We start from the raw sequence: 13,395 nt of genomic DNA, 5'->3' as shown, positions 1-13,395 counted from the left end.
GGCGTGCGCGACGTGAAAGCGGCTCAGCCGGGGTGGACGCGCTCCGCGCCCCGGCCGATGCGCGGGAGTGGAGCGTCTGCCGCTGCCCGGGCCGCCGCCGAGCATCGCGCGCACCGGCGCGAAGGTGTCGCCGGTGACCGAGCCGGCCCAAATGAGCTCCCACAGCGCCGCTTTGAGCTCATGCTCGCCGAGGCCGGTCTGCGCGAGTTGCCGGAAGAAGAAGGCGCCACCGCCGGCCAGCATGTCCAGGATCGCCCGGTGGGCCGCGGACAGCTCGATCGCGTCGGGGGTCGTCAGGGTCAGCGGCGCGGTGTCGGCTCGATGAAACGCCATCCAGCCGTCGCTGGCCGAGATGGATCCGCCACCCGACCAGACAATCTCGCCGGACGCCAGCAGTTCATCGAGCATGGCGGGGGAGTAGCCGTGTACCCGAGGAGACAGCACCAGCGATTCGACCGCCGAGGCGGGCAGAGGGACGCCGGCCAGCTGGTCGAGGACGGCTGCAAGCCCATCGACGCCGGCATTTGCGCTCGAGCCGACCTGCTGCCAGCTCGGCAGGAACCGCGCATAGGCGCTGGTGCCGACCGGCTCGACCTGCGCCCGCAGCGCCGCTAGCGATCTGCGGCGAAGGATTCGCAATACGTCGGCGTCACACCACTGGTCACCGGTCGCCTCTACGGAGAATTCGCCGCGGACCAGCCGCCCGTCGGCGGCCAGCCGGCCCAGCACGTCGGCGGCTACCCGCAGCCCGAGACCGAACCGGGCCGCGACGTCGGCGGTGGTGAACGGCGCGTGGGTGCGGGCGTATCGGCCCAGCAGCTCACCCAACGGGTCGCTGACCGCTTCGGTGAAGCTGGTTGGCACACCGACCGGCACGGCGACCCCCACGCCGTCGCGCAGTCGGCCGATGTCCTCGATCGTGACCCACCAGCTCTGGCCGGCGAAAGAAACGGTTAATGCGCGTTTGGCGGCACACAGTCCTTCCAGCCAGCCGCCGACATCGGCTCCGCCGGCCCGGGCGGCGACTTCTTCGGTGGTCAACGGGCCGAGCAGGCGCAGTAGATCGGCGACTGCCTCGGCATCCCGGGCCACCCGGTCGGCGGACAGATGCTGCAGTTGCCGGCCAGTGGCGGCGACGACTTCCGGGTCGAGCAGCTCGCGCAGCTCGACGCGGCCCAGCAGTTCGGCCAGCAGCGTCGTGTCCAGCGACAGGGCCGCGGCGCGACGCTCGGCCAGTGGGCTGTCGCCCTCGTACATGAACGCTCCGACATAGCCGAACAGCAGCGACGCCGCAAACGGTGACGGCGTCGCGGTTTCGGTCTCCAGCACGCGCACCTTGCGCGTGGCGATGTCGGCCATCAGCCCAGCCAGCGTCGGTACGTCGTAGACGTCCTGCAGGCATTCGCGGATGGCCTCGAGGACGATGGGGAAATCCGGATATTTGCGGGCCACGTCGAGCAGCTGCGCGGCGCGCTGGCGTTGATGCCACAGCGGCGATCGGCGGCCGGGATGGCGACGCGGCAGCAGCAGCGCGCGGGCGGCACACTCTCGAAAACGCGAGGCGAACAGCGCCGAACCGCCCACTTCTGCGGTGACGATCGGGTCGATCTCGTCGGCATCGAAGACGAACAGTTCTGCGCCCGGTGGCTTTTCGGCGGGCCCGGACTCGGAGAACGTGTCCGGCAACCTGACCACGATGCCGTCGTCGGAGGCGGTCGGCTTTTCATCTATGCCGTAGCGGTCGCGCAGTCGCCGGCTCACCGCTAGTGCGAGCGGGCCGTGTACACGCATGCCGTAGGGGGAGTGCAGGATTACCCGCCAGTCGCCCAGTTCGTCGCGGAACCGCTCGACCAGCAAGGTGGCGTCGCTGGGGACCACCGTGGTGGCGGTGCGCTGGTCGTCAAGCAGCCGCCACAGGTTGTCGGTGGCGAAGTCATTGAAACCCAATTCAGCGCAACGCGTTTCGAAAGAATCGCGAGCCAGGCCGGCCAGCTCGCCGGTGAACTCGCCGACCGCTCGGCCCAACTCGGCCGGCCGCCCGGCGTTGTCGCCGCGCCAGAACGGCAGCCGGGCCGGCTGACCCGGCGCCGGGATGACCAGCACCCGGTCGTGGGTGATCTCGGTAATCCGCCAGCTGGTGGCTCCCAACGAGACGACGTCGCCCGGCCGGGACTCGTAGACCATCTCCTCGTCGAGTTCGCCTACCCGAGAAGGCTTTTCAGAATCAGTGGCCAAGTACACGGTGAACAGGCCGCGGTCCGGGATCGCACCACCCGACGTGACCGCCAGCCGCTGCGCGCCCGGCCGTGCCGTGACCGTGCCGGTATCGCGGTCGTAAACCAGCCGCGGCCGCAGCTCGGCGAACTCGGTTGACGGATACTTTCCGGACAGCAGATCCAGCGTTGCCTCAAATGCGCTGTGCGGCAGTGTCGCGAACGGCGCACTACGTCGCACGGTGTCAAACCAGCGGTCGACGTCGAGCGGTTCCAGCGCTGCAGCTGCCACCGTATGTTGGGCGAGAATGTCGAGGGGGTTGGTGGGCACTCGCATCGTTTCGATCTGACCGGTGAGCATCCGCTGCACGGTTACCGCGCAGCCGATCAGATCAGTGCGGTGCTTGGGGAACAGCACCCCTTGGGAGATCTCGCCAACCTGGTGTCCGGCGCGGCCGATGCGCTGCAGGCCACTGGCCACCGAGGGCGGCGCCTCCACCTGGATGACCAGGTCGACGGCGCCCATGTCGATGCCCAGTTCCAAGCTCGACGTCGCCACGACCGCCTTCAGCCGCCCAGATTTGAGCTCCTCTTCGACAATCGCACGCTGCTCCTTGCTGACCGAGCCGTGATGGGCACGGGCCAAAACTGGTGGGGCGCCGTACGTTTGCCCGCTGCCCAGCAGGTGGGCCGGGGAGCCACCTGCGACCTTCGGATTGGCGGCGGCCTCCAAATCAACACCCGAGCGTTCGGCGTGGATCTCGTTGAGCCGGGCGGTTAGTCGCTCGGCAAGCCGCCGCGAGTTGGCGAATACGATCGTCGAGTTGTGCGCTTCGACCAGGTCAACCAGCCGTGCCTCCACATCGGGCCAGATGGAGTTGTCCGCCAAGTTGGCCATGTCGGGGACGGGCACCTGCACAGTCAGCTCGAAGGTCTTCGCCGCCGCGGGCGCCACGATGGTCGTCGGTGAACCGCCGGACAAATACCGGGCCACCTCCTCGGGCGGGCGCACGGTCGCCGACAGGCCGATGCGCTGCGCGGGTGCCGTCAACATGGCATCGAGCCGCTCCAACGACAGCGCCAGGTGCGCGCCCCGCTTGGTGCCGGCGATCGCGTGGATCTCGTCGACGATCACGGTTTCCACGCTGGCCAGGGTCTCCCGCGCCGCCGAGGTCAGCATCAAGAACAGCGATTCCGGCGTGGTGATCAGTATGTCCGGCGGCCGGGCGATCAGCTGACGGCGCTGCGCCGGCGGGGTGTCGCCCGATCGCACCCCGACGGTGATCTCCGGTGGCGGGAGACTGCGCCGTTCGGCGACCCGGGTCATTCCCGCCAGTGGGGTGCGCAGGTTGCGCTCGACGTCGACGGCCAAGGCCTTCAGCGGTGATACGTACAGAACCCGGGTGCCGGGCGTTCGCTCGACCGATGACGCGGCGAGTCTGTCTATCGCCCACAAAAACGCCGCCAATGTCTTACCCGAACCGGTCGGCGCAATCACCAGGGTGTTATGGCCATCGGCGATCGCCGCCCAGGCCTCGGCCTGAGCCGCGGTCGGCGCAGCGAATGTACCGGCGAACCAATCCCGGGTGACGACACGAAACCGCGCGAGTGGATCGGCGGGCAGTGTGCTCACCTAGCCATCATGGCAACGAGCTACGACAAGTTCGGCAGCTTGACTGTCACGCGCTGGTCGGGCCCGACCCCCTTGGCAAGGTTCTCGGGAATCCCATTAACCCGGATGATCGCGTCGAGCAGCGCATGAGCGCATGTTTCGCTCAGGTGCCCTGCGTCGGTCTGGGGGTGCATGATCCGCTGCCGGCACACCTCGAAGGTCAGCGCCAGCCAGCCATGGACGACGATGCGCAGGTCGCGCTCCACGTCGGGCGGCAGCTCACGACCCGAGCCGTCGACTTCGATGATGCGGCTCATGATGTGTTCCATCTGCCGATCCTTGGCCTCGTCGTCGATGCCGAGTAAGACCGGATCGGAGCGGCCGAGGCCGACGTATGCAGCCCAGGCGGCGTGCGGGTGCTCCTGGTGGTACTGCATGTAGGCGTAGACGCCGTCCCGGGTTTCCTCGAACAGCGACTGGCCTGGCGACGGCGGGATGTTGGTGGTCTCGAACAGCTGGTCGGCCTGGCCCTTGACGACGGCGGCGAAGAACGCCCGCTTGTCCGGGAAGTAGTGGTACATCAGCGCGCGGGACACGCCGGCGCGCTCGGCGATCTCGTCGATTCGTACTTCGTCGTAGGGTCGTTTACCGAAGACTTCCGCGCCGAGCGCCAGCAACTCGGCGCGGCGGTCGTCCGGAGATAACCGGCGCCGGGGCGTTCGCATAGAGCAGATGGTACTTGTCGATCCTTCGCGCAGGCCGTCAACGCTCAGGAAGCCTCTGCAATCATGTTTTGCCGACGCGCCCGTCAATAATCCACCCGCGTCGAGCGATGCTTTTTCGGCGTCCCGTCGGGCAACGCGGGCCGTGTTTACCGCTGCCTGATCCTGGGGAATACGGGTGTGGCCCGTGTGGCGGCGGGTGATAATGGTGGCGCTCTATGAGCCGCACGCAGGATAGAGGTTCAGGATGCAGACACAGCACCAAAGCCCAGGTGGTGACCGCCTCGGGCATGAGGACAACGAGGTGCAAGCCGCCGTGCGCTTCGCGGTTCTAGCCGCCATCGCAGGGCTGGCCTTCCTCATCGTGGCCGCACTGTGGGCCAGCACCTGCAAAGGCGCGATGGCGATCGACACGGTCGCATGTGGCGCGCCCCAATTGACGATGCTGGCGGTTGGCGCACCGCTCATCCTGTTCGGCGCGGGGTGTCGAGCGTTTCTGCGTACCTATCGCATCTGGCGCGACGGCGGAATCTGGTGGGCCTGGCAGGGCGCCGGGTGGTTTCTTTTGATGCTGATGCTGGTGACGCTCACGATGGGTATGCCGACCATCGCCGGACCCGTTCTGGCTGGTTGACCGGACTTCAGGCAACTATGGCAAGTACTTTCGCGCCGTCTTTACGCGTTCTAACGTGGTAGGCACGGCCCAAAGGGCTGGGAGAGGGGACGCAATCATGGGTGATACCTATCGTGACCCCGTCGACCATGTGCGGACCACACGGTCACACGCAGGCGAGTCGATGATCGATGTGTTGCGCTGGCCCGGCTATCTATTAGTCGTGGCGGGCGTGATCGCCGTCGTGGGTTGTCTGGCGGCATTCGGGACCGGACACCCGAGCCAGGGCATGACCACAGGGGTGGTCGCCGTCGCGACGATGACCTTCGGTCTGGTCTGGCTGGCGGCCGAGCATCGGCGCGTGCGCAGAGTCGAAGACCGCTGGTATGACGCACACCCCGACGTGCCGCGCCAACGGCCTGCAAGCTGACAAAGCCGAGGACCGCAGCTGCATTCGAGTCGTTAATCGCGGTACTCGTCGCGGTACTCGTCGCGGTCGTCGTCGGCGATCTCCTGGTGCTGTTCCTGCCAGTCAGACGCGTCCGCCTCTACCGGCGGTATTTCCCGATCGGCGGCGGCGGGTGCTGGCGTGGTTTCTTGCTCTTGCTCGACGGCGTCGGCGACGGGGGTCTCGTCGGAAAAGCGGTGGTGATTGTCCATGAGGCTTCACCTTCGGCTTGATCAAGCGGGGTTATTCGCCGAGGCTAGTGGGTATCAGCTGTACACCATGATGAGCTTGATGATGCCCGTTCCTGCCTCGGTATCCCGGTCACCTGAGCGTTGGCTTGTGGGCTACCTAATACCCGGCGGCGATCGTGGCTAACCGGCTGGAGCCCAAGGGTAGTGTCACTCAAATACTGCCGGGAGGCCCGATGACCGCTGCCGAAAAGCAAGAAGATACGAACCAGCAACGCGGCGACCGCGCGATCGAACTGCGAGTTGCTGCGCGGCTGGAGAATCTGGCGGTACTGCGCACGTTGGTCGGGGCGGTCGGCACCTTTGAGGATCTCGATTTCGATGCAGTTGCCGACTTACGCTTGGCGGTCGACGAGGTGTGCACCCGGTTGATCCGCTCGGCGGTCCCGGACGCCACGCTGGCAGTCGTAGTCGATCCGCGCGACGACGAATTAGTGGTCGAGGCGTCGGCGGCATGTGACAACTACGACGTGGTGACGCCGGGCAGCTTCAGCTGGCACGTGCTGACGTCGCTCACCGACGACGTCCAGACGTTCCACGACGGTCACGAACCTGATGGCCGGCGCGGCGTCTTCGGTGTCATCCTGACGACCCGGCGGGCGGACTCTCACACGTGACAGCGCGAGCTGTCGGCGGTTCTGCATCTCGTCCCAATGAATACGCTGACGTTCCGGACATGTTCCGCGAGTTGGCCACCCTCGACGGCGACTCGCCGGAGTTTCAGCGCCATCGGGACAAGATCGTGGAGCGCTGCCTGCCATTGGCCGATCACATCGCCCGCCGCTTCGAGGGCCGTGGCGAACCGCGGGACGACTTGGTTCAGGTGGCGCGCGTCGGGCTGGTCAACGCCGTCGCCCGCTTCGACGTTAATGCCGGCTCCGACTTCGTCTCCTTTGCGGTGCCCACGATCATGGGGGAGGTCCGTCGGCATTTCCGGGACAACAGCTGGTCGGTCAAGGTTCCGCGGCGCTTAAAAGAACTGCACTTGCGGCTTGGGACGGCAACCGCGGATCTCTCCCAGCGGCTGGGCCGCGCACCGACGGCCTCGGAGCTCGCCGTGGAACTCGATATGGATCGCACGGAGGTCATTGAGGGCTTGGTGGCCGGTAGCTCCTACAACACGCTTTCCATTGATAGTGGTGCCAGCAGTGGGGATGACGACGCCCGAGCCATCGCCGACACGCTCGGCGATGTGGACACCGGCCTTGAGCGGATCGAGAACCGCGAAGCGCTACGTCCGCTACTCGACGGGCTGCCGGAGCGGGAACGAACTGTGTTGGTACTCAGGTTCTTTGAGTCGATGACGCAGACACAGATCGCCGAGCGAGTCGGCATTTCGCAGATGCACGTCTCGCGGTTGCTCGCTAAGTCGCTAGCGCAGCTGCGGGACGAGCTGGAGTAGCCGGAACGGCTGTTCGTCGTCGTCCAGAAGGTCCGGCGCCGAGTCGGCCAGCGGCAGGGCATGGTCCGGGTCGCAGATCCGCAGCAATCGGGTAACGGCCCTGCTTGGCACGAGGGCCCAGGGCACATCGGCGCCAGCGCATCGGACGTTGATGGTGTGCAGGGCCGAAAAGCCTGCAGTTCCAAAGAATTCCAGGCCGCTTAAGTTCAAGATCACCGCGTTGCGATGGGCCGCGCAGAGCGCGACATAGTCGGCGAGCTGATTGGCGTTGGATGCGTCGAGCTCACCGTGCGCGGTGATTACCACGAACGACGGGCCCCACTCGGCGGTGAAGCGCGCGCTGTGGTTTTCCCATGGCTCTGACGGGATTGGGTGATCGGTCCCGCAAACCGGGGACGCAGAATTTGTTCTGGTAGGAAACATCGGGGTGACTCCGTCAGTCGTCAAGCAAAATTGCTGAAGGATCACGTCAAGCGGGTAGGCCGCGCGCGAAGAGAGGCCGGGAGAACGAGCCTCCCCCTACGTCAATTAACGTTGTCCGGGCGGCTGTGAACTCAACCTGCTTCGAACAGTACTCCGGCCGCACCGGGCCTACAAATATCTTTAGGGGGCCTTCCGGTCCCTTCTACGAAACCCAGTCCAGCGGCAAATCGTTGTACCGATTCTGCGGCTGTGGCCGCAGCCCCGGCGTACCCAGGCCGGGCTCGGCTTGCGATCTCACCGGTGTCCGGGTCCAGCGTCACCTCGGCCAGCAACTCACCCGTCGTCACCTCGCACACCGCCCACGAGTAGCGGGTATTCGCTGACCACGATGCGGCACGGCGGGCGACGTACTCCGGGTCAGCTTCCCCCAGCTCGGCGAGAGCAGGACGATCGTCGATGCGGCTGTCGGCGCGCGGTGCGCGCAGATACCACTGCCCGGCGTTGATCTCGACAGGATCCAATGCGGTTGCCAGAGCTACTTGATTTCGGCGAGGACCGTGCCCTGAGTGATCGCGGCGCCCGCCTCGACTGCCAGCCCGGTAATGGTGCCGTCTTTGTGTGCGGTGACGGGATTTTCCATCTTCATCGCTTCCAGCACCACAACCAGATCGCCGGCGCTGACCTCTTGGCCCTCCTCGACGGCGACCTTCACCACGGTGCCCTGCATCGGCGCGGTCACCGCGTCGCCGGAGGCCCCCGCGCCCGCCAACGCGCCACGCTTGCGCGGCTTCGGCTTCTTCCTGATCACACCGGTGACAGCAGGGTCGCCGCCGTTGGAGAGAGCCAGATCACCGGGAAGTGAGACCTCCACCCGCCGACCGCCGACCTCAACCACAACCTTCTGACGCGGCCGGGCGTCGTCTTCGTCGAGCGGCTCGCCGCCGGTGAACGGTTCGATGTTGTTGTTCCACTCGGTCTCGATCCAGCGGGTGTGCACGGAGAAGCCGTTGTCGTCGCCGATGAACGCCGGGTCCGACACCACCGCGCGGTGGAACGGGATAACGGTGGCGAGTCCTTCGACGTGGAACTCAGCAAGAGCACGGCGGGCTCGTCGTAATGCCTCCTGCCGGTCTGCGCCGTACACGATCAGCTTGGAGAGCATCGAGTCGAACTGACCGCCGATCACCGAACCGGCTTCGACACCGGAGTCCAGCCGCACACCGGGCCCGGTGGGGATGTCATACCGGGTGACCGGGCCGGGCGCGGGCAGGAAGCCGCGACCGGCGTCCTCACCGTTGATCCGGAACTCGATGGCGTGCCCGCGCGGCGTCGGGTCCTCGGTGATGTCGAGCTTGTCGCCGTTGGCGATCTTGAACTGCTGCAGCACCAGGTCGATGCCCGCGGTCTCCTCGGTGACCGGGTGCTCGACCTGCAGGCGGGTATTGACCTCGAGGAACGAGATCAGGCCATCCTGGCCGACCAGGTATTCGACGGTCCCGGCGCCGTAGTAGTGGGCCTCTTTGCAGATCCGCTTGGCCGACTCATGGATTTCCTTGCGCTGCGCGTCGGTCAGGAACGGCGCGGGCGCCTCTTCGACCAGCTTCTGAAAGCGGCGCTGCAGCGAGCAGTCACGGGTTCCAGCGACGACGACGTTGCCGTGCTGGTCGGCGATCACCTGTGCCTCGACGTGGCGCGGCTTGTCCAGGTAGCGCTCGACAAAGCACTCGCCGCGGCCGAACGCCGCGACAGCCTCGCGGGTCGCCGACTCGAACAGCTCCGGGATCTCCTCGATGGTGCGGGCCACCTTCATGCCGCGGCCACCGCCGCCGAAGGCGGCCTTGATCGCGATCGGCACGCCGTATTCCTTGGCGAACGCGACCACCTCGTCGGCGTCCTTCACCGGTTCGGGAGTGCCCGGCACCAGCGGGGCCTGCGCGCGGGCGGCGATGTGGCGTGCGGTGACCTTGTCGCCGAGATCGCGGATCGACTGTGGGCTGGGCCCGATCCAGATCAGACCCGCATCGATCACGGCCTGGGCGAAGTCGGCATTCTCCGAAAGGAAGCCATAGCCAGGGTGGATCGCGTTGGCGCCGGACTTCTCGGCGGCCTCCAGGAGCTTGCCGAAGTCCAGGTAGGACTCCGCCGAGGTCTGACCGCCCAGGGCAAACGCCTCGTCGGCCAGCTTCACGTGAGGAGCGTCGGCGTCGGGCTCGGCGTACACCGCCACACTGGGCAAACCGGCATCCTTGGCCGCGCGGATCACCCGGACCGCGATCTCACCGCGATTGGCGACAAGAACCTTGGAGATCGTCGAGCTGGCATGACTAGGCACTGCGCCTCCTGTAGGGCTGAAGACTTCTCACGTTGTCTAAGAGAAATTCTTACAAGTCGTGTCGGGGGAAGTTTAAGCGCCGCGCCGTGAGCGATACGACCCGGTGCCTACTTCAGCCGGACTCGCGCAGCCGTCGCTTGATCCGCGCCAGCATGCCCGACATGCCACGCAGCCGCAGCGGGCTGACCAACGCGGCGAGGCCAAGCTCGATGTAGAAATCCTCCGGCACCGCCAGGATGTCGGCGACAGGCTGCTCGTCGAGGCCGGCGGCCAGTATCGACGCGAAGCCACGCGTGGTGGGCGCTTCGGGCGGAGCGCTGAAGTGCAGCCGCACCCGGTTGACGTCGCTGGCGTCGACGTGCAGGAACACCGGCGATTGGCATTCGGGGACCGGCTCCATCGCCGCCTCTTCCAGATCGGCGGGCAACGCCGGAAGGTCGTTGGCGAATTCCAGCAACAGCTTGAGCTTGTCCTGGCCCTCAACTTCGCTGAAGTCGGACAGCACTTCGGCCAACGGCGCGGGCATGCTCATCAGACCGGCACCGCTCCCGGGCTTTCGCCGGCGACAATCGGCACCCGGACGGTATTGCCCCATTCGGTCCAGGAGCCGTCGTAATTGCGCACGCCGGGGATGCCGAGCAGATGTGTCAGCACAAACCAGGTGTGGCTGGACCGCTCACCGATGCGGCAGTAGACGATCGTTTTGTCGTCCGGCTCGATGAACCCGTAGAGCTGTTGCAGCTCATCGCGGCTGCGGAACCGGCCACTGTCATCTGCCGCCTTGCCCCACGGGATCGACTGTGCCGTCGGGATATGTCCGGCGCGCAGCGCCCCTTCCTCGGGGTAGTCGGGCATGTGCGTGCGCTTGCCGGTGTACTCGTCGGGCGAGCGCACATCGATCAACGGCTCAGCGCCCAACACCGCCAGCACGTCGTCTTTGAAGGCACGGATCGGGCCGTCGTTGCGTGGCACGACGGGATAGCCGGTCGAGGTTCTGGTCGGGACATCCAAAGTGGTGTCGCGTCCCTCGGACAGCCACAGGTCGCGTCCGCCGTTGAGCAGCCGCACATCCGGGTGGCCGAAAAGGGTGAAGACCCACAGCGCGTACGCGGCCCACCAATTGCTCTTGTCCCCGTAGATCACCACGGTGTCGTCTCGGGAAATGCCTTTGCGGTCCATCAATTCGGCGAACTGTTCGCCGTTGATGTAGTCGCGCACCCGTGGGTCGTTGAGGTCGGTATGCCAGTCGATCTTGACCGCACCGGGGATATGGCCGACGTCGTAAAGCAGGACATCCTCGTCGGATTCAACGATGGCCAGCCCCGGCTGACCCAGGTTGCCGGCCAGCCAGTCGGGGGTCACCAGCCGTTCCGGGTGCGCGTAGGCGCTCAGCGTCGGGCTGGGATCTGCTGCTAATGGCACACTGCGAGCCTACCCGGGGACATTCATCGGGGTCGGCCCGCCCGAAATTGGCGATTTGCCGCGCCCTTCTCGTACTTTGGCTGCAAAAGGCCGGTTTCGGGGCTACCACAGCTCGGCGACCGAAAGGCCGACCCGTTGCAGGAGCGCGCGTGTCAGCGGCAGGCTTAGCCCGATGACGTTGGACGGGTCGCCTTCAATGCGGTCGACAAACCAGCCGCCCAGCCCGTCCAGGGTAAATCCGCCGGCGACGGCCAACGGTTCGCCGCTGTCGATGTAGGCTTCCAGGTCTGCTGCGGTTGGTCTCGCGAAATGCACTGTGGTAGCAGATGATTCGGACACACGCTGAGTTACGTTGCCGTCGATCAGCCTGACCACGCAGTGGCCAGTGTAGAGCTGCCCGACCCGGCCGCCCATCGACTGCCACTGGCTTCGCGCCGCGTCGGCTGATGTCGGCTTGCCGACCAGCTGGCCGTCGATGTAAAGCATCGAATCACAGCCAACGACAACGTAATCCGCTGCGATCGCATCATCCAGTTTGGTGGCAACCTGGTCGGCCTTGGCCTGGGCCAGGATGCGGACGACATCACCCGGGGCGTTGTCGGGTCCCAACGCGGCGATGACCGCATCCTCGTCGACGCCGGAGACCACGACCAGCGGCTCGATGCCGGCCTGCCGTAGCACTTTGAGCCGGCCCGGTGAGGCGGACCCGAGTACGAGTCGGGTCATCGGCGGGGTTGAATGGCGCCATTCGCCCCCGCAAGCGGGAGGTGCCCCCACAGCATCGCTGCGTCCCCCTCGCTGCTGCGCAGCTGGGAGCGCCCCCACTGCATCGTCATCGGCGCATGTGGATGCGTTCCAGCAGCGTGATCTTCTGCCAACTGAAGGCCGGGTAGCGCAGCTTGTCGACAGGTAGCCCCCACCCGCTGTGCTCCGGCGGCGCCGCCTCGCTCCGGCCGCCAACGGCGCTACCCAGCACCGCGATCAGCGCGGCCAGCTCCTCGTCGGTCGGGTTGCCGCTGAGCACCTGGATGTGCGGCTCGTGGGCTTCAGGCGTTGTGGCCGTTTCGTGTTCGTCGCTCACAGGAGCCGGATTGTTCGCGTCACTCCCGTCGCTCACTGCGTTCGCTCCGCTCGTTCCGCTCACAGTGGAATGTTCCCGTGCTTCTTCGGCGGCATCTGGGCGATCTTGCGCTCCAGCAGCCGCAGCGCGGTCCCGATGTAGCCGCGGGTGTGCGACGGCGGGATGACTGCATCGACGTAGCCCCGCTCAGCGGCGATGTACGGGTTGACCAAGGTGTCCTCGTACTCCTGCTGTAGCTGCAGCCGCAGCGCATCAACATCCTGGCCGTCCTCGGCCGCTTTCGCGAGCTGCTGCCGGTAGACGAAACCGACCGCGCCGGACGCGCCCATCACCGCGATCTGCGCGGTCGGCCAGGCGACGTTGACGTCGCAGCCCATGTCCTTGGAACCCATGACGCAGTAGGCACCGCCGTAGGCCTTGCGGGTGATGACGGTGATCTTGGGAACGGTGGCCTCGCCGTAGGCGTACAGCAGCTTGGCGCCGCGCCGGATGATGCCGTTGTATTCCTGGTCGGTGCCCGGCAGGAAGCCCGGCACGTCCACCAGCATGACGATCGGAATGTTGAAGCAGTCGCAGGTGCGCACGAATCGAGCCGCCTTCTCCGAGGCGTCGATGTCCAGGCAGCCGGCGAAATGGGTGGGCTGGTTGGCCACGATCCCGACGGGGTGGCCGTCGATGCGACCAAAGCCGATCACGATGTTCTGGGCGTAACCGGACTGCACCTCGAGGAACTCGTCGTCGTCGAGGATGCGGGTGATCACCTCGTGCATGTCATAGGGCTGGTTGGCCGAGTCGGGGATCAACGTGTCCAGTTCGAGGTCCTCGGCGGTGAGGTTCTCCTCGATGGATCCCTCGGGCACTGGCGCCGGATACTTAGGC

The 13,395-nt window shown here is 66.3% G+C and carries 14 protein-coding genes and 1 pseudogene; 4 read left to right on the top strand and 11 right to left on the bottom strand.

The window, feature by feature from the left end; translation table 11 throughout:
- Positions 1-3,846 (bottom strand): ATP-dependent helicase (locus tag WBF82_RS20305; protein WP_424384729.1); only part of this gene is annotated, 3,846 nt, incomplete at its 3' end.
- A 20-nt stretch (positions 3,847-3,866) separates the two neighbouring features.
- Positions 3,867-4,550 carry a TetR/AcrR family transcriptional regulator gene (locus WBF82_RS20300; RefSeq protein WP_424384728.1) on the bottom strand — a complete coding sequence of 228 codons (684 nt, stop codon included), beginning with the start codon at positions 4,548-4,550 and terminating at the stop codon, positions 3,867-3,869.
- A 244-nt stretch (positions 4,551-4,794) separates the two neighbouring features.
- On the opposite strand from WBF82_RS20300, the gene WBF82_RS20295 reads away from it, so the two are divergent.
- Both WBF82_RS20295 and usfY read left to right on the top strand, forming a co-directional pair.
- Positions 4,795-5,181 (top strand): hypothetical protein, encoded by a 387-nt coding sequence (locus WBF82_RS20295; RefSeq protein WP_424384727.1) that lies wholly within the window; start codon positions 4,795-4,797, stop codon positions 5,179-5,181.
- Between the two features lie 97 nt (positions 5,182-5,278).
- Positions 5,279-5,590, top strand: coding sequence for a protein UsfY (gene usfY, locus WBF82_RS20290; protein ID WP_424384726.1), 312 nt, complete (start codon positions 5,279-5,281; stop codon positions 5,588-5,590).
- A gap of 32 nt (positions 5,591-5,622) precedes the next feature.
- On the opposite strand, the gene WBF82_RS20285 is transcribed toward usfY, so the two are convergent.
- A complete protein-coding gene (locus WBF82_RS20285) occupies positions 5,623-5,820 on the bottom strand; it encodes a hypothetical protein (protein ID WP_424384725.1) in 198 nt (65 codons plus the stop codon).
- Positions 5,821-6,032: 212 nt separating this feature from the next.
- Between WBF82_RS20285 and WBF82_RS20280 the strand changes: the two genes are divergently transcribed.
- Complete coding sequence (locus tag WBF82_RS20280; protein WP_424384724.1) at positions 6,033-6,473, top strand: ATP-binding protein; 441 nt, start codon at positions 6,033-6,035, stop codon at positions 6,471-6,473.
- Positions 6,470-7,258, top strand: a complete 789-nt coding sequence (locus WBF82_RS20275) for an RNA polymerase sigma factor SigF (protein ID WP_424384723.1) — start codon at positions 6,470-6,472, stop codon at positions 7,256-7,258. The genes WBF82_RS20280 and WBF82_RS20275 overlap by 4 nt, the downstream gene beginning before the upstream one ends.
- Here WBF82_RS20275 and WBF82_RS20270 read toward each other — a convergent pair.
- The 8 genes and pseudogenes from WBF82_RS20270 to WBF82_RS20235 form a co-directional block, all read right to left on the bottom strand.
- Positions 7,229-7,681: an STAS domain-containing protein gene (locus WBF82_RS20270; protein WP_424384730.1), complete on the bottom strand. Its 453-nt coding sequence runs from the start codon at positions 7,679-7,681 to the stop codon at positions 7,229-7,231. The genes WBF82_RS20275 and WBF82_RS20270 overlap by 30 nt on opposite strands.
- A 131-nt stretch (positions 7,682-7,812) precedes the next feature.
- Positions 7,813-8,202 (bottom strand): hypothetical protein, encoded by a 390-nt coding sequence (locus tag WBF82_RS20265; RefSeq protein ID WP_424384722.1) that lies wholly within the window; start codon positions 8,200-8,202, stop codon positions 7,813-7,815.
- 14 nt (positions 8,203-8,216) lie between these two features.
- Positions 8,217-10,013, bottom strand: a complete 1,797-nt coding sequence (locus tag WBF82_RS20260) for an acetyl/propionyl/methylcrotonyl-CoA carboxylase subunit alpha (protein WP_424384721.1) — start codon at positions 10,011-10,013, stop codon at positions 8,217-8,219.
- A gap of 112 nt (positions 10,014-10,125) precedes the next feature.
- A complete protein-coding gene (locus tag WBF82_RS20255; RefSeq protein WP_424384720.1) occupies positions 10,126-10,545 on the bottom strand; it encodes a SufE family protein in 420 nt (139 codons plus the stop codon).
- Complete coding sequence (locus WBF82_RS20250) at positions 10,545-11,435, bottom strand: sulfurtransferase (protein ID WP_424384719.1); 891 nt, start codon at positions 11,433-11,435, stop codon at positions 10,545-10,547. Before WBF82_RS20250 ends, WBF82_RS20255 begins: the two co-directional genes overlap by 1 nt.
- 102 nt (positions 11,436-11,537) lie before the next feature.
- Positions 11,538-12,161 (bottom strand): Maf family protein, encoded by a 624-nt coding sequence (locus WBF82_RS20245; RefSeq protein WP_424384718.1) that lies wholly within the window; start codon positions 12,159-12,161, stop codon positions 11,538-11,540.
- Positions 12,162-12,267: 106 nt separating this feature from the next.
- A pseudogene (locus tag WBF82_RS20240) lies at positions 12,268-12,600 on the bottom strand (acyl-CoA carboxylase subunit epsilon); the annotation flags it as partial.
- Positions 12,576-13,395, bottom strand: an 820-nt coding sequence (locus WBF82_RS20235) for an acyl-CoA carboxylase subunit beta (protein ID WP_424384717.1), incomplete at its 5' end; no start/stop codon positions are given. The gene WBF82_RS20235 and the pseudogene WBF82_RS20240, both read right to left, overlap by 25 nt.

This window comes from Mycobacterium sp. (assembly GCF_049673265.1).
In the GTDB taxonomy this organism is placed as follows: Bacteria; Actinomycetota; Actinomycetes; order Mycobacteriales; family Mycobacteriaceae; genus Mycobacterium.
The sequence above is the reverse complement of the archived record's forward strand: the minus strand, read 5'-3'. Positions and strand labels throughout refer to the sequence as shown.

Bases quoted from the DNA above. Each gene is read 5' to 3' on its own strand.
- WBF82_RS20245 (WP_424384718.1), bottom strand. From the start codon at position 12,161: ATGACCCGACTCGTACTCGGGTCCGCCTCACCGGGCCGGCTCAAAGTG.
- WBF82_RS20280 (WP_424384724.1), top strand. From the start codon at position 6,033: ATGACCGCTGCCGAAAAGCAAGAAGATACGAACCAGCAACGCGGCGAC.
- WBF82_RS20300 (WP_424384728.1), bottom strand. From the start codon at position 4,550: ATGCGAACGCCCCGGCGCCGGTTATCTCCGGACGACCGCCGCGCCGAG.
- WBF82_RS20255 (WP_424384720.1), bottom strand. From the start codon at position 10,545: ATGAGCATGCCCGCGCCGTTGGCCGAAGTGCTGTCCGACTTCAGCGAA.
- usfY (WP_424384726.1), top strand. From the start codon at position 5,279: ATGGGTGATACCTATCGTGACCCCGTCGACCATGTGCGGACCACACGG.
- WBF82_RS20285 (WP_424384725.1), bottom strand. From the start codon at position 5,820: ATGGACAATCACCACCGCTTTTCCGACGAGACCCCCGTCGCCGACGCC.
- WBF82_RS20295 (WP_424384727.1), top strand. From the start codon at position 4,795: ATGCAGACACAGCACCAAAGCCCAGGTGGTGACCGCCTCGGGCATGAG.
- WBF82_RS20270 (WP_424384730.1), bottom strand. From the start codon at position 7,681: ATGTTTCCTACCAGAACAAATTCTGCGTCCCCGGTTTGCGGGACCGAT.